This is a genomic window from Cupriavidus sp. 2SB (assembly GCF_005503625.1).
Classification (GTDB): Bacteria; Pseudomonadota; Gammaproteobacteria; order Burkholderiales; family Burkholderiaceae; genus Cupriavidus.
Genome location: NZ_SCMX01000038.1, coordinates 18,712 through 43,652 on the forward strand (window position 1 = coordinate 18,712; position 24,941 = coordinate 43,652).

General features: G+C 62.7%; 22 protein-coding genes and 1 tRNA gene. 19 read left to right on the plus strand and 4 right to left on the minus strand.

The window, feature by feature from the left end; genetic code table 11:
- Positions 1–5 precede the first annotated feature (5 nt).
- From rlmN to FFS21_RS18210, 15 genes are all read left to right on the plus strand, one after another.
- Positions 6–1,157 (plus strand): dual-specificity RNA methyltransferase RlmN, encoded by a 1,152-nt coding sequence (gene rlmN, locus FFS21_RS18140; protein ID WP_137926170.1) that lies wholly within the window; start codon positions 6–8, stop codon positions 1,155–1,157.
- Positions 1,154–1,933 carry a type IV pilus biogenesis/stability protein PilW gene (gene pilW, locus FFS21_RS18145; protein WP_137926171.1) on the plus strand — a complete coding sequence of 260 codons (780 nt, stop codon included), beginning with the start codon at positions 1,154–1,156 and terminating at the stop codon, positions 1,931–1,933. The genes rlmN and pilW overlap by 4 nt, the downstream gene beginning before the upstream one ends.
- On the plus strand, positions 1,926–3,032 hold the full coding sequence (locus tag FFS21_RS18150; protein WP_137926172.1) for a RodZ domain-containing protein: 1,107 nt from the start codon (positions 1,926–1,928) through the stop codon (positions 3,030–3,032). Before pilW ends, FFS21_RS18150 begins: the two co-directional genes overlap by 8 nt.
- A 49-nt stretch (positions 3,033–3,081) precedes the next feature.
- Positions 3,082–4,374, plus strand: a complete 1,293-nt coding sequence (gene ispG, locus FFS21_RS18155) for a flavodoxin-dependent (E)-4-hydroxy-3-methylbut-2-enyl-diphosphate synthase (protein WP_137926173.1) — start codon at positions 3,082–3,084, stop codon at positions 4,372–4,374.
- Positions 4,375–4,415: 41 nt separating this feature from the next.
- Positions 4,416–5,774 carry a histidine--tRNA ligase gene (hisS, locus tag FFS21_RS18160; protein WP_137926174.1) on the plus strand — a complete coding sequence of 453 codons (1,359 nt, stop codon included), beginning with the start codon at positions 4,416–4,418 and terminating at the stop codon, positions 5,772–5,774.
- Between the two features lie 87 nt (positions 5,775–5,861).
- Positions 5,862–6,491 carry a YfgM family protein gene (locus FFS21_RS18165; protein ID WP_137926175.1) on the plus strand — a complete coding sequence of 210 codons (630 nt, stop codon included), beginning with the start codon at positions 5,862–5,864 and terminating at the stop codon, positions 6,489–6,491.
- Between the two features lie 50 nt (positions 6,492–6,541).
- Complete coding sequence (gene bamB, locus FFS21_RS18170) at positions 6,542–7,693, plus strand: outer membrane protein assembly factor BamB (protein WP_137926176.1); 1,152 nt, start codon at positions 6,542–6,544, stop codon at positions 7,691–7,693.
- A 230-nt stretch (positions 7,694–7,923) separates the two neighbouring features.
- Entirely contained in the window at positions 7,924–9,267 is a 1,344-nt protein-coding gene (gene der, locus FFS21_RS18175; protein WP_137926177.1) for a ribosome biogenesis GTPase Der, read from the plus strand.
- 210 nt (positions 9,268–9,477) lie between these two features.
- Positions 9,478–9,717: an RNA chaperone Hfq gene (gene hfq, locus FFS21_RS18180; RefSeq protein WP_130389837.1), complete on the plus strand. Its 240-nt coding sequence runs from the start codon at positions 9,478–9,480 to the stop codon at positions 9,715–9,717.
- A gap of 254 nt (positions 9,718–9,971) precedes the next feature.
- Positions 9,972–11,240: a GTPase HflX gene (hflX, locus tag FFS21_RS18185; RefSeq protein WP_237380115.1), complete on the plus strand. Its 1,269-nt coding sequence runs from the start codon at positions 9,972–9,974 to the stop codon at positions 11,238–11,240.
- Positions 11,241–11,357: 117 nt separating this feature from the next.
- On the plus strand, positions 11,358–12,698 hold the full coding sequence (gene hflK, locus FFS21_RS18190) for an FtsH protease activity modulator HflK (protein ID WP_137926178.1): 1,341 nt from the start codon (positions 11,358–11,360) through the stop codon (positions 12,696–12,698).
- 11 nt (positions 12,699–12,709) lie between these two features.
- Positions 12,710–13,612, plus strand: coding sequence for a protease modulator HflC (hflC, locus tag FFS21_RS18195; protein WP_137926179.1), 903 nt, complete (start codon positions 12,710–12,712; stop codon positions 13,610–13,612).
- Positions 13,613–13,743: 131 nt separating this feature from the next.
- The gene (locus FFS21_RS18200) at positions 13,744–14,895 is read left to right on the plus strand and encodes an ATP phosphoribosyltransferase regulatory subunit (protein ID WP_137926180.1); all 1,152 of its coding nucleotides are present in this window, start codon (positions 13,744–13,746) and stop codon (positions 14,893–14,895) included.
- Between the two features lie 184 nt (positions 14,896–15,079).
- Complete coding sequence (locus FFS21_RS18205) at positions 15,080–16,423, plus strand: adenylosuccinate synthase (protein ID WP_137926181.1); 1,344 nt, start codon at positions 15,080–15,082, stop codon at positions 16,421–16,423.
- 132 nt (positions 16,424–16,555) lie between these two features.
- The gene (locus FFS21_RS18210) at positions 16,556–17,125 is read left to right on the plus strand and encodes a phosphoribosyltransferase (protein ID WP_137926182.1); all 570 of its coding nucleotides are present in this window, start codon (positions 16,556–16,558) and stop codon (positions 17,123–17,125) included.
- A 59-nt stretch (positions 17,126–17,184) separates the two neighbouring features.
- Here FFS21_RS18210 and FFS21_RS18215 read toward each other — a convergent pair whose 3' ends face one another.
- The 3 genes from FFS21_RS18215 to FFS21_RS18225 form a co-directional block, all read right to left on the minus strand.
- Entirely contained in the window at positions 17,185–17,793 is a 609-nt protein-coding gene (locus FFS21_RS18215; RefSeq protein ID WP_137926183.1) for an NAD(P)-dependent oxidoreductase, read from the minus strand.
- Positions 17,794–17,859: 66 nt separating this feature from the next.
- Positions 17,860–18,294 (minus strand): Rrf2 family transcriptional regulator, encoded by a 435-nt coding sequence (locus FFS21_RS18220; RefSeq protein ID WP_137926184.1) that lies wholly within the window; start codon positions 18,292–18,294, stop codon positions 17,860–17,862.
- Positions 18,295–18,591: 297 nt separating this feature from the next.
- Positions 18,592–18,678: transfer RNA gene (locus FFS21_RS18225), tRNA-Leu, on the minus strand.
- Between the two features lie 69 nt (positions 18,679–18,747).
- Here FFS21_RS18225 and rnr point away from each other — a divergent pair.
- From rnr to FFS21_RS18240, 3 genes are all read left to right on the plus strand, one after another.
- Positions 18,748–21,375 (plus strand): ribonuclease R, encoded by a 2,628-nt coding sequence (gene rnr / locus FFS21_RS18230; protein WP_137926185.1) that lies wholly within the window; start codon positions 18,748–18,750, stop codon positions 21,373–21,375.
- Between the two features lie 70 nt (positions 21,376–21,445).
- Positions 21,446–22,189 (plus strand): 23S rRNA (guanosine(2251)-2'-O)-methyltransferase RlmB, encoded by a 744-nt coding sequence (gene rlmB / locus FFS21_RS18235; RefSeq protein ID WP_137926186.1) that lies wholly within the window; start codon positions 21,446–21,448, stop codon positions 22,187–22,189.
- 1 nt (position 22,190) lies between these two features.
- On the plus strand, positions 22,191–22,928 hold the full coding sequence (locus tag FFS21_RS18240) for an SIR2 family NAD-dependent protein deacylase (protein WP_137926187.1): 738 nt from the start codon (positions 22,191–22,193) through the stop codon (positions 22,926–22,928).
- A gap of 185 nt (positions 22,929–23,113) precedes the next feature.
- Here the strand turns inward: FFS21_RS18240 and tal are convergent, their stop codons facing one another.
- Complete coding sequence (gene tal, locus FFS21_RS18245) at positions 23,114–24,070, minus strand: transaldolase (protein ID WP_137926188.1); 957 nt, start codon at positions 24,068–24,070, stop codon at positions 23,114–23,116.
- 157 nt (positions 24,071–24,227) lie between these two features.
- Between tal and rpiA the strand changes: the two genes are divergently transcribed.
- Entirely contained in the window at positions 24,228–24,914 is a 687-nt protein-coding gene (rpiA, locus tag FFS21_RS18250; protein ID WP_137926189.1) for a ribose-5-phosphate isomerase RpiA, read from the plus strand.
- Positions 24,915–24,941: the final 27 nt, after the last annotated feature.

A 24,941-nucleotide genomic window follows, 5' to 3' on the forward strand; every position in this document is an offset into this window, starting at 1 on the left:
CCGTCATGACCGATCTCGTCAACCTGCTCGACCTCGACGCGGACGCGCTCACCCGCTATTGCGGAGAGCTCGGCGAGAAGCCGTTCCGTGCGCGGCAGCTGCAACGCTGGATCCACCAGTTCGGTGCCAGCCGCTTCGATAGCATGTCGGATCTCGCCAAGTCGCTGCGCGAAAAGCTCGCGACGCGTGCCGAGATCCGCGCGCCTGCCGTCATCACGGACAACCTGTCCACTGACGGCACGCGCAAATGGCTGATCGACGTTGGTGCCGGCAATGCGGTGGAGACGGTGTACATCCCCGAGGACACGCGCGGTACGCTGTGCGTGTCTTCGCAAGCCGGATGCGCCGTCAATTGCCGGTTCTGTTCCACCGGCAAGCAAGGTTTTTCCCGGAACCTCACCACCGGCGAAATTATCGGCCAGCTCTGGATGGCCGAATTCGCGATGCGCGAGCAACTGGGGCGCGGACCCAAGGATGACCGTGTCATCTCCAATGTGGTGATGATGGGCATGGGCGAGCCGCTGCTTAACTACGACGCCGTCGTGCCGGCCATGCGGCTGATGCTCGACGACAACGCGTACGGCCTGTCGCGCAGGCGCGTGACGCTATCCACGTCGGGTGTGGTGCCGATGATGGATCGCCTGTCGAAGGACCTGCCCGTGGCGCTGGCCGTCTCGCTGCATGCGTCGAATGACGCGCTGCGCGATGTGCTGGTACCGCTGAACCGCAAATATCCGTTGGCCGATTTGATGGCGGCATGCCGTCGTTATCTCGAATTCGCGCCGCGAGATTTTGTGACTTTCGAATATTGCATGCTCGATGGCGTCAACGACACCGTCGAGAATGCGCGGGAACTACTGAAGCTTGTGGCCGACGTGCCGTGCAAGTTCAACCTGATCCCGTTCAACCCGTTCCCGGAATCGGGGCTGAAGCGCTCGAACAACGAGCAGATCCGCCGCTTCGCCCAGGTGCTGATGGACGCGGGCCTTGTAACGACGATCCGCAAGACCCGTGGCGACGATATCGACGCCGCCTGTGGTCAGTTGGCTGGCGAGGTCATGGATCGTACTCGTCTGGCCGAGCGGGGCAAGTTCGGCAAGATCACGCCACTGGTTCCGGTGCCGTCCGGCGCCGCTCGGGAGGCTCGTCCTGCATGATCCGTCTGCTTGTCGCTGCCCTGTCAGGGCTGTTGATGTTGTCCGCCTGTACTTTGCCCCAGGGACCCTCGCAGGATATCAAGACCGCTTCCGATCAGACTACCGCGAACAAGCGTTCCGCGATTCGGCTGCGCCTGGCGACGCAATACCTCGATGCGCGCCAGTATCCGGTGGCGCTTGACGAGGTCAAGCAGGCGATCAATGCCGATCCGTCGAGTGTGGACGCCTACCATGTGCGTGCGCTGATCTACATGGGTATGGGCGAGAACGCGCTGGCCGAGGACAGCTTCCGCACGGCCCTGAACATGCGCAGCAACGACGCGGACGTGTTGAACAACTACGGCCTGTTCCTCTGCGAGGCTCATCGCTACCCGGAAGCGAAAGCAACGCTGCAGCGCGCGGTGCAGGCACCGTCGGCCAATGGACCCGTAAAGCCGCTGACCGCGCTCGGTTCATGCGAAATGCGCAGCGGCGACCTGGCCGGTGCGGAAAAAAATTTGCAGACGGCCTACGGATATGACCGCAACGATCCGTCAGTGCTCATGAATCTTGCGCAGCTGAATTTTCAGCGCGGGGACATGAGGCAGGCCAACCAATATATCGGCCGCGTCAACGGCAGCCGTTTCGTCAGCGCGCAGTCCCTCTGGCTGGGTGCGCGTATTGCCCGGCGGCAGGGCGACGATCAGGCGCAGAGCAAGCTGATTGCGGAGTTGCGCAACCGCTTCCCCGATTCGCGCGAGTTGACCGCATACGAGAGAGGAGCTTGGGATGAATGAACAAGAGCGCGCCGACAGCCAGGCCACGACTACCCGGAACGTTGGTGGCGGCGCGACAGACTCCGACCGCGAGGCCGTCGCCCGCGAAATCGGGGCACAACTGAAAGACGCGCGAGAGGCGCAGCGCCTCTCGCTGGAAGATGTGGGTGCTCGCCTCAAAGTGGCACCGAACAAGCTTCAGGCGATCGAGTCCGGCGATGTGTCGAGTCTGATGGACGTGACCTTCGCCAAGGGTGTGATGCGTGCGTATGCGCGTACGCTCCAGATCGATATCGATCCCTTGCTGGGTCGCTATCATGCGCAGGCACAGGCTACGCCCGTGACCGGCATCACGCGTCGCCATGAGGGTGCCCTCAACCAGACGTTCGACGACCGCAAGCGTTTCGGCAAAAAGACCGGCGGCGCGGGCGGACGTTGGCTCTGGCTGCTTTGCGTCATTGCGCTGGTGGGCGTCGGTGGCTATTTTGGCTATGACCACGTCAAGGCGTGGCTCGATGCACGCAGTGCGGCCGTGACGGAAGCACCGGCTCCGGCCACGTCATCGACAGACGATACGACCGCCCAGCAGAGCAATGGCGACGGCACGGTGACTGCCGCGCTGCCGCCCGTCATGGTCGGTAACGATTCGCCGGCACCGTCGGAATCTGCCGCTGCGTTGGAAGCGCAGGCCAAGCCGGCAGGTGCTGCCACTGCTGCCACAATAGCGACAACGCCGGCACCTGCAACGACGGCTTCCGGCATGCCGTTGGCAACGGGTGGAGCATTGGCTCCCGCCCCGGCCCTCGCACAGGATAAGTCGGCCACCTCCGTCACTGGCGCATCGGCACCAGCCCCTGTGGCTGCCGCGAGTACCGGCACGGGTGCCGTGCAGATCCGCTTCTCGTCCGATACCTGGTTCGAAGTGCGCGACCGCTCGGGCAAGGTGATCATTGGGGGCACCGGCAAGGCCGGCGATACCGTGACCGGTACCGGCGCGGGTGGTCCGTACAAGGTGATCATCGGAAATGTTAAGGGCGTGGAGTCGATGGCGCACAATGGCGCGCCGGTGGACCTCCAGGCCGCCAATCGGAACAATGTGGCGCGCCTGACCTTGCAGTAATGCGGTCCGGGCGGCGCAACGAGCCATGCCAGATGAAGGTGGTAATGCAATGAACCAGAACGCTTTCCAACCGGTGATGCCGGGTCCGCTGCCGCGTCGCAACTCGCGCCAGGCCAGTGTTGTCTGGGGTGACAACATCGTGACGATCGGCGGTGGCGCGCCAGTGCGCGTCCAGTCGATGACCAATACGGATACGGTCGACGCGATCGGCACGGCCATCCAGATCAAGGAACTCGCACGTGCGGGTTCGGAGATCGTCCGGATTACGGTCAACACGCCGGAAGCCGCAGCCGCCGTGCCGTCGGTCCGCGAACAACTCGACCGCATGGGTGTGAACGTGCCGCTGGTGGGCGATTTTCACTACAACGGTCATACGCTGCTGCACGATTATCCCGACTGTGCCCAGGCGCTCTCGAAATACCGTATCAATCCCGGCAACGTGGGCAAGGGCGCCAAGCGCGACAAGCAGTTCGCCGAGATGATCGAGATGGCGTGCCGCTACAACAAGCCCGTGCGGATCGGCGTGAACTGGGGCAGCCTGGACCAGGACCTGCTGGCGCGCGTCATGGACGAGAACGCCGCACGTGTACAGCCGTGGGCCGCGCAAAGCGTAATGGTCGAGGCGCTGATCACGTCGGCGATCGAGTCCGCGCAAAAGGCCGAGGAAATCGGCCTGCCGGGCGACCAGATCATCCTGTCGTGCAAGGTGTCGCAGGTGCAGGAACTGATCGCCGTGTATCGTGAACTGGGCCGCCGTTGCGACTACGCGTTGCACTTGGGGCTGACCGAGGCCGGCATGGGCAGCAAGGGTATCGTCGCATCGACGGCAGCGCTGTCGGTTCTGCTCCAGGAGGGCATTGGCGACACGATCCGTATTTCGCTGACGCCCGAGCCGGGTGCTGCGCGCGAGAAGGAAGTCTACGTCGGCCAGGAAATCCTGCAGACGATGGGGCTGCGCAACTTCACGCCGATGGTTATTGCGTGCCCGGGTTGTGGCCGGACGACCAGCACGACGTTCCAGGAGTTGGCGGCAAGTATCCAAGGCTATCTGCGCGAGCAGATGCCGCTCTGGAAGACCGAGTTCCCCGGCGTCGAAGAGATGGACGTGGCCGTGATGGGCTGCATCGTCAACGGCCCCGGTGAAAGCAAGCACGCCAACATTGGCATTTCGCTGCCGGGTTCGGGCGAGTCGCCGGCCGCGCCGGTGTTTGTCGATGGCGTCAAGGTCCGCACGCTGCGCGGAGAGAATATTGCCCAGGAGTTCCAGGCGATCGTGGACGAATATGTCCGCTCGCACTATGGCCCGGGCGCAAAGCAGGCAAAACAGGAAGCCGTGGCCTGAGCGCGTGACGCGCCAGGTAACGCTGCCACTACCAAGAAGACATGAGCGAAGACAAGACGAAGGCCGCCAAGGCACTGCAGGGCGTGAAGGGCATGAACGACATGCTGCCCGCCGACGCCCCGCTGTGGGAAATGTTCGAAGATGCCGCACGCGGCATGCTGCGTGCCTATGGCTACCAGCAGATCCGCACGCCTATCGTCGAGCATACCCAGCTGTTCGTCCGCGGCATCGGTGAAGTCACTGACATCGTGGAGAAGGAGATGTACTCCTTTACCGATGCGCTGAATGGCGAGAATCTGACGCTGCGTCCGGAAGGCACGGCTGCCGCTGTGCGCGCGACGATCGAGCACAACCTGCTGTATGACGGCCCGAAGCGCCTCTGGTACACGGGTCCGATGTTCCGTCACGAGCGCCCGCAGCGTGGTCGCTATCGTCAGTTCCACCAGCTTGGCGCGGAAGCGCTCGGTTTTGCTGGTCCGGATGTCGACGCCGAGATCATCCTGATGTGCCAGCGCCTGTGGGATGACCTGGGCCTGGTTGGTGTACGCCTGGAACTGAATTCGCTGGGACAGGCGCACGAGCGCGCCGCGCACCGCGAGGAATTGATCAAGTACCTTGAAGGGTTCCAGGACATTCTCGACGAGGACAGCAAGCGCCGCCTGTACACGAACCCGCTGCGTGTGCTGGATACGAAGAATCCCGCGTTGCAGGAGATGGCCGCCAACGCGCCCAAGCTGGTCGATTTCCTGGGCGAGGAATCGCTGGCTCACTTCGAGGGCGTGCAACGTATCCTCAAGGCCAACAATATTCCGTTCAAGATCAATCCGCGTCTTGTTCGTGGCCTCGACTACTACAATCTTACGGTGTTCGAGTGGATCACTGACAAGCTCGGTGCGCAGGGCACGATCGCCGGCGGCGGTCGCTACGATCCGCTGATCCAGCAGATGGGCGGCAAGTCTGCTCCAGCGTGTGGCTGGGCCATGGGCATCGAGCGGATTATCGAACTGCTGCGCGAAGAAAAGCTGCAACCCGACCCGGTTGGCTGCGACATCTACATGGTGCACCAAGGCGAAGCTGCCGGACTGCAGTCCATGATCGCGGCCGAGCGTCTGCGTGATGCGGGTCTCGATGTCGTCCTGCATGCCACGCCGGATGGCAAGAGCGGTAGCTTCAAGTCGCAGATGAAGCGTGCCGATGCGAGTGGCGCAGCCTTTGCCGTTATCATTGGCGACGACGAAATTGCCGCTGGTCTCGTACAGGTCAAGCAACTGCGTGGCGGCGACGCTGCGGCAGGGGGCCCGCAGACCAGCGTGCCGGCAGAGGAACTGGTCGAGTTCATCATCGCGAGGATGGTGGATGCGCTCGATGATGAAGAGGACGACGAGGACGACGAGCAGTAAGACAACCGTCGGACTTCGTACCGCGGCCGCTGACCTTGACGGAAAGCGGCCGCGTCAATATTAACCAATGCGGGTAACTGACTCGACATGGCTTACGATCTGGAAGAACAGGAACAGCTTGAGACCCTCAAGGCCTGGTGGAAGCAATACGGCAACACGGTAACCTGGGCGCTGATCGCCGGGTTGTTCGCATTTGCAGCGTGGGCCGGCTGGAACTACTGGCAACGCACGCAGGCGCGGGACGCGGGTCTGCTTTACGAGCAGGTGACCAAGGCTGCCGAGGCGCGCGACGCCGATCGCGTCAAGCGCGCAGCGACGGATCTCGAAAGCAAGTTCGGCGGTACCGCATATGGTCCGATGAGCGCGCTGACCGCTGCCAAGGTACTGTATGACGCCGGCGATCTGGCTGGCGCCAAGTCGCAACTGCAGTGGGCGATCGACCACGGTGGTGATGACTATGCGCCGCTGGCGCGCGTGCGTCTGGCGGGTGTGCTGCTCGACGAGAAAGCCTATGACCAGGGTCTGGCGCTGCTGAAGGACGAGCCGGCGCAATACGCGGCATTGTTCGCCGATCGTCGTGGCGATTTGCTGGCCGCACAGGACAAGCGGGAAGAAGCGCGTACCGCCTACAAGCAGGCACTCGAAAAGCTGGGTGCCGCCGAGGGTGGCATGCGCCAGATTATCCAGTTCAAGCTCGACGCGCTGGGCGCGGCCTGAGCGAGGACCGCGGACCGCTGATAGTTTTCAAAAATTCAGGATCGCACCCTATGACGTCATTGCTTCGTACAGCCGCTACCCGCACTATCGTGGCCGGCACTAGCCTGGGCCTTCTGGCGGGCTGCTCGCTGTTCGGCAAGGAAAACAAGCACCCGCCGACGGAACTCAAGCCGATCTCGGCAACGCTTTCGGTCAAGCAGGCATGGAAGGCCGATGTGGGCAAGGGTGGCCAGTATGTGATGGCGCCTGTGTCCGCCGGCAACGTCGTGTTTGTGTCGGGCAAGAGCGGCTCGGTGATGGCGATAGATGCCACCAACGGCCAGACACTGTGGAAGGCCAAGACCGATATCGACCTGACTTCGGGTCCGGGCACCGATGGGCAGACCACGGCGGTGGCGGGTGAGAAGGGCGCCATCTACGCGTTCGACAAGAGCGGCAAGCAGATCTGGAAGAAGCAGATCAATGGCGAGGTCCTGTCGGCTCCGCTGGTCGGCAACGGGCTCGTGGTCGTTCGTACCACGGATACGCGCCTGATCGGATTGGATGCAGGGACTGGCGAACGCCGCTGGATCTATCAGCGCTCGCAATCGCCTCTGAACCTGCGGGCTGCCATGGGCATGGTGTTCGCCGGCGACGGCATTGTGACGGGCTTCCCGGGCGGCAAGCTCGGCGTGCTGGCCCCGGGCAACGGTGTGCTGCGCTGGGAAAGCACGGTCTCGTATCCGAAGGGCGTGTCGGAAATCGAACGCCTGAACGACGTGACCGGCATGCCGGCTGTCTACGGTCGCCAGGTATGCGCCACGACGTTCCAGGGCCGCGTGGCCTGCCTCGAACTGGCCAACGGCCAGCCGCAGTGGGGCAAGGACTTCTCTTCGCCGGGCGGTTTGGCGCAGGATGAAACGTCGCTGTTTGCTGGCGACGAATCGTCTACCGTCTATGCGTTCGATCGCCAGAACGGCAATGAGCGCTGGAAGAACACGGATCTGCGCTACCGCAGCCTCGGCGCGCCAACGACTCTGGGCCGCTCGGTGGTGGTAGGTGACTACGAGGGCTATGTCCACTTCCTTTCGCGTGAGGACGGCACTGTGCTGGCGCGGATGAAGACTGACGGCAGCGCCGTCACCGCAGCCCCGGTCGTGGCCGGCGCGACGTTGGTGGTGCAGACGCGCGACGGCGATGTATTCGGTTTCGTGCCGAACTGATCGCCTGCGTACACAAGTCCGCCTGTGCCCCTGTCGCACGGGTGGCGCCAATCCGGTAGCATGATCCCTGGTCGTGCCAGGTAAATAGCGGATTGGGGCAGATGCCCCGCATCCGCTCGACAGGAAGAGCGGCCAGCCGTGCCTCAGGCGCGGTGGTTGTTGGATCAACATGACTCCGGAATTGCTGGGGGACGGCGTGCTACGCCCGCCCCCTGTTCCCGTTTATTTGCATGAAACCAGTTATTGCAATCGTCGGCCGCCCGAATGTGGGCAAGTCGACGCTATTCAACCGCATGACCCGCTCGCGCGACGCACTCGTCGCCGACCTGCCGGGTCTTACGCGCGACCGTCACTATGGTGAGGGCCGTATCGGCGAACGTCCGTTTATCGCGATCGATACCGGCGGCTTCGAGCCCGTGGCCAAGGAAGGCATCGTGGCCGAGATGGCCAAGCAGACGCGCCAGGCCGTGGTCGAAGCGGACGTTGTCATCTTCCTGGTGGATGGCCGTCTTGGATTGGCCCCCCAGGATCGCGTGATTGCCGACTACCTGCGCAAGACGGGCCGCCGCATCATGCTGGCGATCAACAAGGCCGAGGGCATGAAGTACACGTCGGTGGCGGCGGACTTCTATGAACTTGGCATGGGCGATCCGTATGCCATCTCCTCTTCGCACGGTGACGGCGTCCGCGAACTCGTGGACGAGGCGCTGGAAATCGCGGTACAGGAGCGTCCGGAACTGGCCGAGGAAGATGACGGAAGCCAGCGCGGCACCAAGATCGCGATCGTGGGACGGCCGAATGTCGGCAAGTCCACGCTCGTCAACACACTGATCGGCGAAGAGCGCGTCATTGCATTCGACATGCCGGGCACCACGCGCGACGCCATCTACGTGGAGTTCGAGCGTGGCGGCAAGCCCTACACGCTGATCGACACCGCTGGCCTGCGCAAGCGCGGCAAAGTGTTCGAAGCCATCGAAAAGTTCTCGGTGGTCAAGACGCTGCAGTCGATTGCGGATGCCAACGTGGTGGTGCTGTTGCTCGATGCGCAGCAGGACATCTCGGAGCAGGACGCGCACATCGCCGGGTTTATCGTCGAATCGGGCCGTGCGTTGGTTGTGGGCGTCAACAAGTGGGACGGTCTCGACGGGCACGCGCGTGACCGCGTGAAGCACGATCTGGAGCGCAAGCTGCAGTTCCTGAGCTTTGCCAATGTGCACTATGTTTCCGCAAAGGAACGCACCGGTATCAGCGCGTTGCTGCGCTCGGTGGATGATGCCTACGCTGCCGCGATGATCAAGTTGCCGACGCCGCAACTGACGCGCGTACTGAACGAAGCGGTGGAATTCCAGCAGCCGAAGCGTGCCGGCGTATCGCGCCCGAAGCTGCGTTACGCACACCAGGGCGGTTCCAATCCGCCGATCGTCATCATTCACGGCAATGCGCTGCAGAACGTGACAGACACGTACAAGCGCTACCTGGAAAACCGCTTCCGGACGGCGTTCAAGCTCAAGGGCACGCCCTTGCGCATCGAATTCAGATCGAACAAAAACCCGTACGCGGACTCGAAGGATTGAGTCGGGAGGGTGCCGTGCCCTCAGCCAAGTTTTCGTTTGCGTTCGTTTGGAACTGCGGCTAAATTCACGGTAGCAGGGGGAGCCCTGCGCGTTGATGCCAGATTGGTACCGTTTTGATCTTTTTTCTGGCGCGTTTTTGCGCCAACTGACTTGAACCGGGGACTTTCGTCCCCATGATCCATCACTAAATCTATAAATTTGGAGTGTGCCATGAGCAACAAAGGGCAATTGCTACAAGACCCGTTCCTTAACGCGCTGCGCAAAGAGCACGTGCCGGTTTCCATCTATCTCGTCAATGGCATCAAGCTGCAAGGCAATATCGAGTCGTTTGACCAGTATGTCGTCCTGCTGCGTAACACCGTGACGCAGATGGTCTACAAGCATGCGATTTCCACTGTCGTGCCGGCCCGTGCCGTCAACTTCCGTGTGGATGATTCGACCGAGAACTGATCTTTTCTTCTCGCGCATGAACGGCCGCGGCATCCGCATGCGGCCGTTGCATTGCCTGTTCCCGCCTTTGCTCTCTGCCCGTCCTGGCCACCCTGGCTATAGCGTTAGTGACCGGGCTGCATCATCTCCCGCCGACTCCCGAAAGCATTCGAAACCGCCCCTGTGCCTGATGGCAACCGGGTGTTGTGTTCTGCCCGAGTCTGGTCAGTCGTTGTCTCAACAATCGTAATTTCCGGCGCCCAGCGTCCACCCGCTTGCAATCCAAAGCTACTACCAACACCGAGCCGTCGCGCGCCGTACTAGTCGGCGTGGATTTCGGCAAGCACGATTTCCAGGAGAGTCTTTCCGAACTGGCACTGCTGACCAGCACGGCAGGCTCGATGCCCGTTCACACGCTGACGGGCAAGCGCTCGCGTCCGGACCCTGCGCTTTTCATCGGATCGGGCAAAGCAGAGGAACTCAAGGAAGCAGCGGATGCACTGGATGCCGACATCGTGGTGTTCAACCACGCATTGAGTCCCGCCCAGCAGCGAAATCTGGAGCGCTTCCTGGGTCGGCATGTGATCGACCGAACTGGCTTGATCCTCGACATCTTTGGGCAGCGAGCGCAGAGCCACGTGGGCAAGGTGCAGGTGGAGCTTGCCCAGGTGCAATACCAGGCGTCGCGCCTGGTCCGCGCATGGAGCCACCTGGAACGCCAGAAGGGTGGTATCGGCATGCGCGGTGGCCCGGGCGAGCGTCAGCTCGAACTGGATCGCCGGATGCTCGATACGCGCGCAAAGCGCCTCAAGGCCGATCTGGCCCGCCTGCAGCGCCAGAATCATACGCAGCGGCGCGCGCGCGCGCGCAACGATACACTCAGCATTTCGCTGGTCGGTTATACCAACGCCGGCAAGTCCACTCTGTTCAATGCGCTGACCAAGGCGCGTGCCTATGCAGCGGATCAACTGTTCGCGACACTCGATACCACGTCGCGAAGGCTGTTCCTGGACGGCTTCGGGAATGTAGTGCTGTCCGATACGGTGGGTTTCATCCGGGATCTGCCGACGCAGCTCGTGGCGGCCTTCCGTGCCACGCTGGATGAAACGGTGCATGCCGACCTCCTGCTGCACGTCGTGGACGCCTCAAGTCCAGTGCGTCATGAGCAGATCGAGCAGGTCAACCGCGTGCTTGCGGAAATCGACGCTTCGGACATTCCGCAGATCGTCATCATGAACAAGATCGACGCGGCACCGGAATTGCGGGAGCAGGGGCCGCGCGTCGAGCGTAACGAGGACGGGGTACCGACGCGCGTGTTCCTGTCCGCGCGTGAGGGCATGGGCCTCGACGCCTTGCGTGAATCGATCGTCGAAGTGGCCCAGTGGCTGGCTGCGCGGCCTGCCGATCCTGCCCCATACGACCCCCGGCTCGACAGCGTGCCGGGAGGCGCGGTGGCTGGGGATGGTGATGGTTTCGACGACGCCGCAGAGGTGGCCGACGAGCCCCGGCAAGACGGTGGCGAGGAGCCTGACGTCCCGCGCTGACCGTCGTTGCATGACAATTCGATGATAATCAGCCCCTGATTGCGGGATTCTGAGCAAAAGTGATCGAGATGACTGCTAGAATCCCCCTGTTCAAACTTTCCCGGACCCGTGCTCTACATGCCCCTGTTCCCTCGGAATCCTGACTCGCACCTCGTGCCAGCCGGCCGCCCGGCGCGGTCTGCGCGCTGGCCTCGCCTGCGCGCCATCTTCTCGTTGAATGATCCCCGCTGGGGCCGCGATGGGCAGGATGATGATGACAAGGACAAAGGCCGCCAGCAGAACCAGCGTCCGCAGCAGGACGGCCCGCCCGATCTCGATGAACTCTGGCGCGACTTCAACCGTCGCCTGAGCGGCCTGCTTGGCCGCAAGGACAATGGCGGTGGCGGCCAGGGCAATGGCTTCGGCTCGCGTCCGCCGGGCAAGGGTTCGAACATTGGCATCGGCGTGATCGTTGCCGCAGTGGTTGGCATCTGGCTGGCGAGTGGCTTCTTCATGGTGCAGGAAGGCCAGACGGCCGTGATCCTGCAGTTCGGCAAGTTCAAGTATTCGACGGGCCCCGGTATCAACTGGCGCGCGCCGTGGCCGATCCAGTCGGCCGAGATCGTGAACCTGTCGGCGGTGCGCTCCGTGGAAGTCGGGCGTTCGACGTCGATCAAGGACAGCAACCTGAAGGACTCGTCGATGCTCACGCAGGACGAGAACATCATCGACGTCCGCTTCACGGTCCAGTACGACATCCAGGACGCGAGCGAATATCTGTTCTTCAACAAGACCGACCGTGGCGGTGACGAGGAACTGGTTACGCAGGCCGCGGAAACGTCGGTGCGGGAGATCGTGGGCCGCAACCGCATGGATTCGGTGCTCTACGAGAACCGTGAACAGATTGCGCAGGGGCTGGCCAAGTCCATCCAGTCGATCCTGACTTCGTACAAGACCGGCATTCGCGTGATCTCAGTCAACGTCCAGAGCGTGCAGCCGCCCGAGCAGGTGCAGGCCGCTTTCGACGATGTGAACAAGGCAAGCCAGGATCGCGAGCGCGCGATCAGCGAAGGGCAAGCCTATGCCAATGACATCCTGCCGCGCGCCAAGGGGACGGCGGCACGCCTGAAGGAAGAGTCCGAAGCCTATCGTGCCCGCGTGGTGGCGCAGGCAGAGGGTGATGCGTCGCGCTTCCGCTCGGTGCAGACCGAGTATGCGAAGGCGCCGCAGGTCACGCGCGACCGTATTTATCTGGAAACCATGCAGCAGATTTACAGCAACTCGAACAAGATCCTTGTCGATGCCAAGGGCGGCAACAATCTGCTCTACCTGCCGCTGGACAAGCTGATGTCGCAGGTGCAATCGTCGACGGCGCCTGCCGCGGCGCCGGGCACCAACGCGCCGGCCGTACCGGATGCCGGTACGACGGATATCCGCTCGCGCGAAGCGATGCGTAACCGCGACCGCGACGTACGCTAAGGAGACCCGTCATGAACCGACTGATTTCCTTCGTCATTGGCCTGTTTATCCTGCTGGCCATCGCATCGTCGATGCTGTTCGTCGTGGACCAGCGCCAGTACGCCGTGGTCTTCGCGTTCGGCGAGATCAAGCAGGTGGTGCGTGAGCCTGGCCTGCATTTCAAGTTGCCGCCGCCGCTGCAGAACGTGGTCTTCATGGATCGCCGCCTCCAGACGATCGACGTCGCGGCAAACGAGCGTTTCCTGACCGCCGAAAAGAAGTCGATGGTGGTGGACTGGTTCGTCAAGTGGCGCATTACCGATCCGCGCAAGTTCTTCGTGGCCTTTGGTGGAAATGTGCGCGGCGCGCAGGATCGCATGACGCAACGTATCGATGCCGTGGCCCGCGAGGAGTTCGGCAAGCGCACCGTGACCGATGTCGTGGCGGGTGAGCGTGACAAGGTCATGCAGAACATCCGCGCCGGGATGGCGGAGTACGCGCAATCTGTGGGTGTCGAGATTCTGGACGTGCGCCTGAAGCGCGTGGACCTGTTGCCTGCAATCAGCGAGTCTGTCTATCGCCGCATGGAGGCCGAGCGCAAGCGCGTGGCCAACGAACTGCGTTCGACGGGCGCCGCGGAAGGTGAGAAAATCCGTGCCGATGCCGACCGTCAGCGTGAAGTGGTGCTGGCCGAGGCGTATCGCGACGCGCAGGTGGTGAAGGGCGAGGGCGATGCCAAGGCTTCGCAGGTCTATGCCGATGCGTTTGGCAAGGATCCGAACTTTGCCCAGTTCTGGCGCAGCATGGAAGCCTACCGCAACACGTTCCGCGACAAGGGCAACGTCATGGTGCTCGAGCCGAATTCCGACTTCTTCCGCTACATGCGGTCGTCGGGTGGCAATGCCGCACCGGCCCCGTCCGGCGGCAAGAAGTAGCGCGTACATCGCGCCCCGGGTGCTGGAAGTGCCCGGATAAGCAATATGCGACAGAACCCCGGTCCGTCCGGGGTTTTGTCCGGCTGGAGGGCGTGCAGCTCGCCAGCCAGGTTTTTGATATAAGAGACCCCATGTCCAATCGCTGGCTCCTGCCTGAAAACATTGCCGACGTGCTCCCGTCGGAAGCGCGCAAGATCGAAGAGCTGCGCCGCCGGATGCTCGACCTGTTTCGTACCTACGGCTACGAGATGGTCATGCCCCCGATGCTTGAGTACCTGGAGTCGCTGCTGACCGGTACGGGCCATGACCTGGATCTGCGCACGCTGAAGTTGGTGGACCAGTTGTCCGGCCGTACGATGGGCTTGCGTGCCGATATCACGCCGCAGGTGGCCCGCATCGACGCCCACTTGCTGAATCGCCCTGGCGTGACGCGCCTCTGCTACGCGGGCAATGTCCTGCACGCACGTCCGGCTGGTTTTCATGCCACGCGCGAGCCGATCCAGATCGGCGCCGAGATTTATGGTCATGCGGGCCTGGAAGCTGACGTCGAAATTCAGGAGTTGATGCTGGCTGCGCTGCAAGTGGCGGGCCTGACAGATATCCGGCTGGACCTTTGCCACGCTGGCATTCTCGAAGCGCTGCTCTCGGCGTTGCCGTCGGTGCGCCAAATCGAGGATGCAATGTTCGCGGCACTGGAAACCAAGGACGTCGCCGCGCTGCGCGAGTTGACGCAGGGACTGCCAGACACCGAGCGCAATGCCCTCCTGGCGTTGCCGACGCTATATGGCGGCGTGGAAGTCATCGAGCGCGCGCGCGCGACGTTGCCGTCCAATGCTGCTATTGGCCGTGCGTTGGACGAACTGGCGGCGCTGGCCAATCAGGTCCGTGGTGCCAGCGTCAACATCGACCTTTCCGATCTGCGCGGCTATCACTATCACAGCGGCGTGATGTTCACCGCGTACGTGTCTGGCCTGCCGAACTACGTTGCACGTGGCGGCCGCTACGACAAGGTAGGCGAGGCATTTGGCCGTGCCCGGCCGGCTACCGGTTTTTCGCTTGATCTGCGTGAGGTGGCGGCGTTGTCGCCAGTCGAGGTCCGCGCCCTGGCGATCTTTGCGCCGTGGGACGCCGATCCCGCATTGCGGTCGACGATTGCCACGCTGCGCGCCGCTGGCGAGATCGTGATTCAGTCGCTGCCGGGTCATACGCACGAGCTCGATGAGTTCAACTGCGACCGTCAGCTTCAGCGGCAGGGCGACGCCTGGGTGGTGGTCCCCCGCTGATTTTTCGCCGGGCCGGCATGTCCTGCCGGCCTGTTTTCCGTGCTCTCAAAATGACGTTTGCTGCTCGCGGCGGCCTATTATCGCCCGCGAAGGGCGGTAAACGTCTGTCCGAGAGGGGCCCGAAAACCGGGAACCGTCCGGCAACGAGAGTAGAATACGTTTTTAACCTTCTGACCAATTCAACATGTCCGCATCCGCAGTAAGCCAGGGACGCAATGTCGTCGTGATCGGAACCCAGTGGGGTGACGAAGGCAAGGGAAAAATCGTCGATTGGCTTACCGACCACGCAAAGGGCGTGGTGCGGTTCCAGGGCGGCCACAACGCTGGCCACACGCTCATTATCGGCGGCAAGAAGACGATCCTGCGACTGATCCCCTCGGGCATCATGCGCGCCAGTACCGTCTGCTACATCGGTAACGGTGTGGTCCTGTCTCCCGAAGCGCTGTTCCGTGAGATCGAGGAACTGGAAAGCGCCGGCCTGCAAGTGCAGAACCGCCTGCGCATCTCCGAAGCCACCACGCTGATCCTGCCGTACCACGTTGCCATCGACAAGGCGCGCGAAGCCCGCCGTGGTGCTGCCAAGATTGGCACGACCGGTCGTGGCATTGGCCCGGCCTACGAAGACAAGGTGGCCCGCCGCGCATTGCGCGTGCAAGACCTGTTCAACCCGGAGCATTTCGCCGAACGCCTGCGCGAGAACGTCGAGTTCCACAACTTCATGTTGACCCAGTACCTGGGCGCCGAAGCTGTGGACTACCAGCAGATCCTCGACGAGATGCTGGCCTATGCGCCGCGCCTGAAGCCGATGATCGCCGATGTGTCGGCCGAGCTGTATGCCGTGAATGAAGCAGGTGGCAACCTGATGTTCGAAGGCGCGCAAGGCACGCTGCTCGACGTCGATCACGGCACGTACCCGTTCGTGACCTCGAGCAACTGCGTGGCCGGTGCGGCTGCTGCGGGCGCTGGCGTCGGTCCGGGTCGCCTGAACTACATCCTTGGCATCACCAAGGCTTACTGCACCCGCGTGGGCGCTGGTCCGTTCCCGAGCGAACTGTACGACCACGATAACCCTGCCCGTCAGGATGCCGTGGGTGTGCGTCTGGCCAATGTCGGCAAGGAATTTGGCTCTGTTACGGGCCGTCCGCGCCGCACGGGGTGGCTCGACGCCGCTGCGCTGAAGCGTTCGGTACAGATCAATGGTGTGTCTGGCGTGTGCATGACCAAGCTCGACGTGCTGGACGGTCTGGAAACGATCAAGCTGTGCGTGGGCTACGAGCTCGACGGCAAGCGGGTCGATATCCTGCCGCGTGGCTCGGATGCCGTGGCCGCATGCCAGCCGATCTATGAAGAATTCCCGGGCTGGAACGAGTCGACGTTTGGCGTGAAGACCTGGGATGCGCTGCCGGAACAGGCACGCGTGTACCTGAAGCGCATCGAGGAAGTGGTCGGTATCCCGATCGACATGATCTCGACCGGTCCGGATCGAGACGAGACGATCCTGCTGCGCCATCCGTACCTGGTGGCCTAAGCCCCGGTCAATGCAGTGTGCAGGACCGTGGCGCCACCCGCGCCACGGCCTCACTGAAGATATTCGGCCCGCGATATGCGGGCCGATGCTTTATCCATCGGCCAACGAAGCCGCTGATATCAGAAGATTGCCATGAACCTGCCAACCAATGATGACGAGAACCTCTGGGTCTCGTGGGATGACTACCACCGACTGATCGCGCGTCTCGCGCTGAACGTGCATGAATCGGGCTGGAAGTTCGATCAGATCCTGTGCCTGGCCCGAGGCGGTCTGCGCGTGGGTGATCAGATGTCGCGTATTTTCGATGTGCCGCTAGCTATCCTGGCGACGAGTTCGTACCGCGAAGCTGCCGGCACGCAGCAGGGCACGCTCGACATTGCGCAATACATCACGATGACGCGTGGCAACCTGGAAGGGCGAATCCTGCTGGTGGATGACCTCGTCGATTCGGGTGTGACGCTGGAGCGAGTGGGTCGCCACCTGAAGGAGCGCTATCCTGAAGTGACCGACGTGCGCTCGGCGGTGCTTTGGTACAAGGCGTGCTCCAAGGTTGAGCCCAACTACCACGTGACGTTCCTGCCTTCGAACCCATGGATTCATCAGCCGTTCGAGGAATACGACACGCTTCGCCCGCACAATCTCGCGGCCTGGCTCAAGCGCGGCAAGCGCGCCAGCCTGCTGGACGACGACTCGGCAGCCTGAGTCTGCGGCACCCCTCCGCCCGCGCAGCGGAGGGGTGCTCCAAGGTACGGATCGAGGTATCAGTACCCTACGGTGAACCGCTCCCGCACATGTTCTGGCTGCTCGATCTCATCGAGCATGGCCATTGCGTAGTCCTCCATCGAGATCGAGCTGCCGTCCGCGGTGGCGAGCAAATCCTCCTTGCCCAGTCGGAACTTGCCGGTGCGCTCGCCCGGCGTGAAGAGGGCCGACGGCGACAGGAACGTCCACTCAAGCGACGTTTCCTTCTTCAGCGCATTCAGGAAGTCACGACCGGCCGAGGCTTCGGCCTTGTACGCGTCCGGGAATTCCGGGGTGTCGACCAGTTGCTTGCCCGGCGCGATGTAGAGACTGCCCGCGCCTCCCACCACCAGCAAACGCTTCACTCCCGCCGCCTTGACGGCGTCGGTGATCTGCGAGGCCGTGGCTTGCAGGAATCGGACGGTGCTGATGACGACATCGCTGCCGCGCAGTGCATCGGCCAGGACCTGGGCATTGCTCACGTCGATATCCTTTGCGACGACGCCGTCGCGTGCAGGAAGCTTTGAAGCCTGGCGGGCGAGGGCAGTGACGGTATGGCCGCGACGCAGCGCTTCGTCGGTCAGGCGGGTGCCCACGTTGCCGGTGGCGCCGATAATGGCGATCTTCATGATGATGGCTCCTTCATAGTAGCGAATGATATGTAATCAATGTGGTTACATATCGAGGTAAAAAAATCAGCGCTTGCGGCGCCGGGCGGCATGTTCGACTTCGCCGAGCATGCTGGCAATCGTGATCTCCTTGAGCGAAGCATCCATCGCGGCTTGCGCACGGTCGGCCACGACCTGCAGCGCACCGGTGATCTCGCGGCCGACCATGCACGCCGGGTTGGGCGCGCTCTGGTGCAGCGTGATCAGCGCCGTGGTTTCGGTGGCGCGGAACACGTCCAGCAGTGTGATGGCCGACGCCGGGCGCGCCAGCATTGCGCCGCCGGTGCTGCCCATTGTCGTGCTCACGAACCCGGCTTCGGTCAGCGCTCCGATCATGCGGCGGATCAGCGCGGGGTTGGTGCCCACGCTGCCGGCAATCATGGACGATGGCACCGGACCCTCGGCCTGTGCAAGCAGCGTGAGGATATGGACGGCGACGGCAAACCGGCTACTGGTGCTCATGGGGAAATCTCAATGTGAAACCATGGTAGTTACAGATCAGCGATGGGTCAACCTTTCCATCAGCGGGGCCGGGCGGTGTAGCAACAGGCTGCGAGGAAGAAATGCTGCATTTTCGGCGATCGAACTTGCAAAGATGGCGAGATAATGCCGGAATCGACACTGAAACTGATACACTCATCCACGGCTCGAACTCAGAAATGAGCCATGGACAAAGCAACGAGGGGAGAGGATTTGAAAGATTCGGCGACGCAAAAACAAAAAACCCGCAACGTGCGTTGCGGGTTTCTCGCTAAATCTTGGTGCCCAGGAGAGGACTCGAACCTCCACAGTGTTGCCACCGCTAGGACCTGAACCTAGTGCGTCTACCAATTCCGCCACCTGGGCAGGTGTCGAAACAACCGAAGCGGCCATTATAGCGACCGCAAAACGATTGTCAAATAGTTTCCAGAAAAATTGAATCAAAACAACTATCCGATCCCGAGCCGGGAAGAAATCCTGGGCGTATTGAGAACTTCGGGGTCGCCCCTTTCGGCAGGCGATATCGCCAAGGCCCTGTCCGTCACGCGCAAGGAGCATGACGGCTTCCAGAAACGTCTGGCCGCAATGGAACGCGACGGGCAGATCGAACTCAATCGCAAGGGCCGCTACGAGCTGGCCCATCAGCCTAACTTCGTGACCGGCCGCGTGCAGGGCCATCGCGATGGCTTTGGCTTCCTGATCCGCGACGACGGCGACGACGATATCTTCCTGCCCGAGCGTGAACTGCAGAAGGCCATGCACAACGACCGCGCGCAGGTGCGCGTGGTGGGCTACGACCGTCGCGGACGTCCGGAAGGCCAGATCGTCGAGATCCTGGACCGGGCCAACCGCTTCGTGATTGGCCGGCTGTTGTCCGAGAATGGTGTGCTCGTGGTGGCGCCAGAGGACAAGCGCATCAGCCAGGACATCCTGATTCCGCCCAAGGCCCAGGGCAAGGCGCGAGTGGGGCAGATCGTCAGCGTCGAACTGACCGAATGGCCGGACCGCTACGTGCAGCCCGTGGGACGTGTGGTGGAAGTGCTTGGCGATATCGACGATCCTGGCATGGAGATCGAGATCGCGGTGCGCAAGTATGGCGTGCCGCATGAGTTTTCGGCGGGTGCGGCCAAGGAAGCGCAGGCGCTGCCCGACGAGGTGCGCCAGGCTGACCTCGATCATCGTATCGACCTGCGTGATGTCTCGCTGGTCACGATCGACGGTGAAGACGCACGGGACTTCGACGATGCGGTCTACTGCGAGCCGGTCAAGATCGGACGTGCGAAGGGTTGGCGCCTGATCGTGGCGATTGCCGACGTTTCGCACTATGTGCGTCCGGGCACGCCGCTGGACGCCGACGCACTGGATCGTGCCACCTCGGTGTACTTTCCGCGCCGCGTGATTCCGATGCTGCCCGAGAAGCTGTCGAACGGGCTGTGCTCGCTGAATCCAGAGGTGGATCGTCTCTGCATGGTCTGCGATGCCGTGATCACGGCCAAGGGCGAGCTCAAGGGCTACCAGTTCTATCCGGCGGTCATGCACTCGAAGGCGCGCCTGACCTATAACGAGGTCTGGTCGATCCTGTCGAACACCAAGGGTACGGAAGCGCACAAGCGTGCCGATCTTGTGCCGCACCTGCAGAACCTGTACGAACTGTTCCAGGTTTTGCTGAAGGCTCGCCGCGAACGCGGTGCCATCGATTTCGACACCACCGAGACCTATATCGTCTGCAATGCGCAGGGCAAGATCGAGCAGATTCTGCCGCGCACGCGCAACGATGCGCACCGCCTGATCGAAGAGTGCATGCTGACGGCCAACGTCTGCGCAGCCGACTTCCTCGAACGCTTCAAGCATCCTGCGCTATACCGTATCCACGCGGGCCCGAGTGAAGAGAAACTCAAGAATCTGCGGGAATTCCTGAAGACTTCGGGGCTGTCGCTGGGTGGCGGAGACAAGCCGCAGGCATCGGATTACGCCGAGGTGATGGACAAGATCAAGTCCCGTCCCGACGCGCCGATGCTGCAGACCATGCTGCTGCGCTCGATGCAGCAGGCGGTCTACAGCCCGGACAACATTGGCCACTTCGGCTTGGCATATGAAGCCTATGCGCACTTCACGAGTCCGATCCGGCGCTATCCGGACTTGCTCGTGCATCGTTCGATCAAGGCGATTCTTGCGCATACGAAGTACCAACCGGCCTTTGGCCCGGGCACCGAGTTCAATACGCAGATCTCGCCGAAGGCTCGCCGCATGCAGGCCGCCGACGCTGAGAAGCGCGCCGCGAACGCCGCCGCGCGTGCCAAGCGCAACGAAGCCATCTGGGACGAACTCGGCCTGCACTGCTCGGCTAACGAGCGCCGTGCCGACGAGGCATCGCGCGATGTGGAAGCTTGGCTGAAGTGCTACTTCATGCGCGACAAGCTCGGCAGCGACTATGCCGGTACGGTCAGCGCGGTCACATCGTTCGGCATCTTCGTCCAGCTCGACGAGCTGTATGTGGAAGGGCTGGTACACGTGACGGAACTGGGCAGCGATTACTTCCAGTACGACGAGGCGCGCAACGAACTTCGCGGCGAGCGGACTGGCATTCGCTACCGTTTGACGGATCGGGTGCGCGTGCAGGTGTCGCGCGTGGACCTCGATGCGCGCAAGATCGACTTCCGCCTGGTGCAGGAGCCATCGGCCAAGACATTGCGTGGCCGTGCCGGTGTCTCGGAGCCGCCGCGCGTGCCCGCGGCGCATGCCGTGCCGGCGCGCAAGAAGGGGCGTCAGCTGGCGGCCTTGTTGGGCGGTACTTCCAAGCCGGAAGAGTCGTTCGACGAAACGCTCGACCGAGTGATCGAAGAGCAGCCTGTGTTTGAAGCCGTGATCACGCCGCTGAAGCCGCGCGATGCGCATGTCGGTCATACATCTCACGGACGCGCACCGGCGAAGGCGCCGGCCGGCAAACCTGCCAAGCGGGCAGCCAAGCCGAAGCCCGGCCATTTGAAGACCGCCCGCAAGGCGACTGCCAAGCATCCGGCCAAGACGGCCAGCAAGACCAGCCGCACACCGCGCAAGCGGTGACATGGCGGGCGACCACTCCGGTCGCCCAAAAGCCAGTTTGAGTGAGGCCATGGCGAGTACAATGCGCGCCATGGCTAAACACAAACTCCTGATCGGCTTTCATGCCGTGCAAGCACGCCTGCGCCAGAGCGCGCAGAGTGTGTCCGACATCTATATCGAAGCGAACCGCAAGGACCGACGCATGCAGGACTTCATCCGCCTGGCGGAGAGTCTTAACGTCACGCTTCATCCCGTTGATAGCGACCGCCTGCGTGGCATGGCTGGTACCGATCGCCACCAGGGCGTGGTGGCGCGTGCCGAAGATGTGTCGCTCGCACTCAACCTCGACGAACTGCTCGATGGCATCGAAGGCACGCCGCTGCTGCTGATTCTCGATGGTGTGACTGATCCGCATAACCTGGGCGCATGTCTGCGCGTGGCCGATGGTGCCGGTGCCCATGCCGTGATCGCGCCGAAGGATCGTAGCGTTGGTTTGAACGCGACCGTCGCCAAGGTGGCTAGCGGTGCCGCGGAAACCGTGCCCTACATCACTGTAACGAACCTGGCGCGCACGCTGCGCGAATTGCAGGAACGCGGCATTTGGGTGATCGGGACGGCCGATGGCACGGAGAAGTCGCTGTACGACGTGGATTTCAAGGGTCCGACGGCCATCGTGATGGGTGCGGAGGGCGAAGGTATGCGCCGCCTGACGCGCGAAACCTGCGACGACCTGGTATCGCTCCCGATGGCGGGTGGCGTGGAAAGCCTGAACGTCTCGGTGGCCAGCGGCGTGTGCCTGTACGAAGCCGTTCGCCAGCGTCGCCTGCCACGCTGACATGATCGTCGACGCCGCCCTGCTGGCGCAGGCTCGCGCGTGGATTGCCGACGCGCGGAACATCTTCGTCCTGACCGGCGCAGGTATCTCCGCCGAGTCAGGTGTTCCCACGTTTCGCGATGCCCTGACCGGACTCTGGGCGCGCTTCGATCCCGAGGAACTGGCGACCGAGGAAGCCTACCGGCGCCAGCCTGCGCTGGTCTGGCAGTGGTATCAACATCGCCGCGAACTGGTATCGGCCGCAAAGCCGAACCCGGCGCACTATGCGCTGGCGGCGCTCGCCGGTGACAAATCGAAATCGATCACGCTCGTCACGCAGAACATCGACGGCTTGCATCAGCAGGCCGGCAGCGAACACGTCGTGGAACTCCACGGCAATCTCTTCGCCAACAAATGGCTCGATACCTGTGGCCGCTGCGATACGGTGCCTCCGATCCCGGGTGACCCGCCACACTGCGCGCTGTGTGGCGCGATGATGCGTCCTGGTGTGGTCTGGTTCGGCGAGGATTTGCCGCGCGTCGCCCGCTTCCGTGCCGATCATGCGGCGCAAAACTGCGACCTCTGTCTGGTGGTGGGAACGTCGGGGCTGGTGTATCCGGCGGCAGCACTCCCGGGGCTGGCCCGTGAGCATGGTGCCAAGGTGATTGTGGTCAACCCGCAGCCTTCCGCGCTGGATGAGACGGCAGATGTGGTCTTGGCAGCGGCGGCAGGGGAGTGTTTGCCGGCGTTGTGGTCTTAGTTATTTGACCTGGCCTCTCTGTTTTCGCCCCTCTCCCGCGAGCGGGAGAGGGGCGGGGGAGAGGGCAAGCGGTTCAAGTTGCGATGTGGTCGGCAAGCAGAATCTCCGGCCCTCTCCCCCAACCCCTCTCCCATTGCATGGGAGAGGGGAGCACACCAGCAGTAGTTGCTAGTCTTCGGGGCAAATCAGCCCGCCATTTCCCCCACCAGCTTCTCCAGCTTCACCGCATCCGCCGCAAATAATCGGATGCCTTCCGCCAGCTTTTCAGTGGCCATGGCATCTTCGTTGAGTTGCCAGCGGAAGGCGGCTTCGTCGGCAGCGATGCGGGCGATGTTGCCGGCTTGCGCTTGTTCGACGGAGAGCTTGCGCTCGACGGTGGCGTTGCTGGCAGCGAGTTGCTCCAGCAAGTCGGGGCTGATCGTCAGCAGGTCGCTGCCGGCCAATGACAGGACCTGTCCGGTGCCGCGGAAGCTGGCGCCCATCACTTCGGTCGCGTAGCCGAACTTCTTGTAGTAGTCGTAGATCTGGCGCACCGAGCGGACGCCGGGATCATTGTCGCCGGCGTTGGCTTCGGCGTCCCATTTGTCGCCGGCCTGCTTCTTGTACCAGTCGAGGATACGGCCGACGAACGGGGAGATCAGTTGCGCGCCAGCTTCGGCGCAGGCTACGGCCTGCACCAGCGAGAACAGCAGCGTCATGTTGCAGCGGATGTTGTCGCGCTGGAGGATTTCGGCAGCCTTGATGCCTTCCCAGGTCGAGGCGATCTTGATGAGGACGCGTTCGCGGGCGATGCCGCGTTGCTCGTACAGGCCGATCAGGTGGCGTGCCTTGTCGACGGTGGCCTGGGTGTCGAACGACAGGCGGGCATCGACCTCGGTGGACACGCGGCCCGGCACGATGGCCAGGATTTCGCAGCCGAAGGCGATGAGCAACTGGTCCATCACGGCTTCGAGCCCCGCGCTGCCGTGATGGTCGCGCGTGGCCTGCTCCAGCAGCGGACGGTATTCGGGCTTCTGCACGGCCTTCAGGATCAGCGAGGGGTTCGTGGTCGCATCCTGGGGCGTGTACTGCTTCATCAGTTGGAAGTCGCCGGTATCGGCAACCACCGTTGTGATCTGTTTCAGCTGTTCGAGCGCGGTCATGATCTGTGTCCGTCTGGAAGAGTGGGGCGGGGAATCCGCCCGGGAATGAGGCATTGTAACGGCGAGGCGTAACGGGGCAATATCTGGCGCGGCAAACAGGAACCAGCCACGTCGATCCGCTACACTACGCGTTTTCCCCCAGACGCAGGCTGTTTTCATGACGCAGGATGAACTCAAGGCGCAAGTCGCGCAAGCCGCCGCCGACTATGTGAAGCAGGAAGTGCCCGAGGGCGCGGTGCTTGGCGTGGGCACCGGCTCCACCGCCAATCTCTTCATCGACGCCGTGGCGGCATTCAAGGAGCGCTTCTCGGGTGCTGTGTCGAGCTCGGAAGCCTCCACGCGCCGCCTGCAGCAGCACGGTTTCACGGTGCTCGATCTCAACGAAGTCGACAGCATTCCCGTCTACGTGGACGGTGCCGACGAGATCGATGCCTCGGGCGCGATGATCAAAGGTGGTGGCGGTGCGCTGACGCGCGAGAAGATCGTGGCCTCGGTGGCAGACCGATTTGTTTGCATCGCCGATGGCAGCAAGCTCGTGCCGGTCATGGGCAACTTCCCGCTGCCGGTCGAGGTGATCCCGATGGCACGTGCAGCCGTGGCGCGCCAGATGGCCGTCCTCGGTGGTCAGCCGAAGCTGCGCATGACGAAGGAAGGCGGCATCTACAAGACCGACAACGGCAATGTGATCCTCGATGTGTCCGGCCTCAAGATCGAAGACCCGCGTGCACTGGAACAGCGCATCAACCAGTTGCCCGGTGTGGTGACGGTGGGCCTGTTCGCGCTGCGTGGCGCCAATGTGTTGCTGCTCGGCACGGAGCAGGGCGTCAAGCGATCGGACTACTGATCGCCCCGGCGGTCGAACCATGCGCCA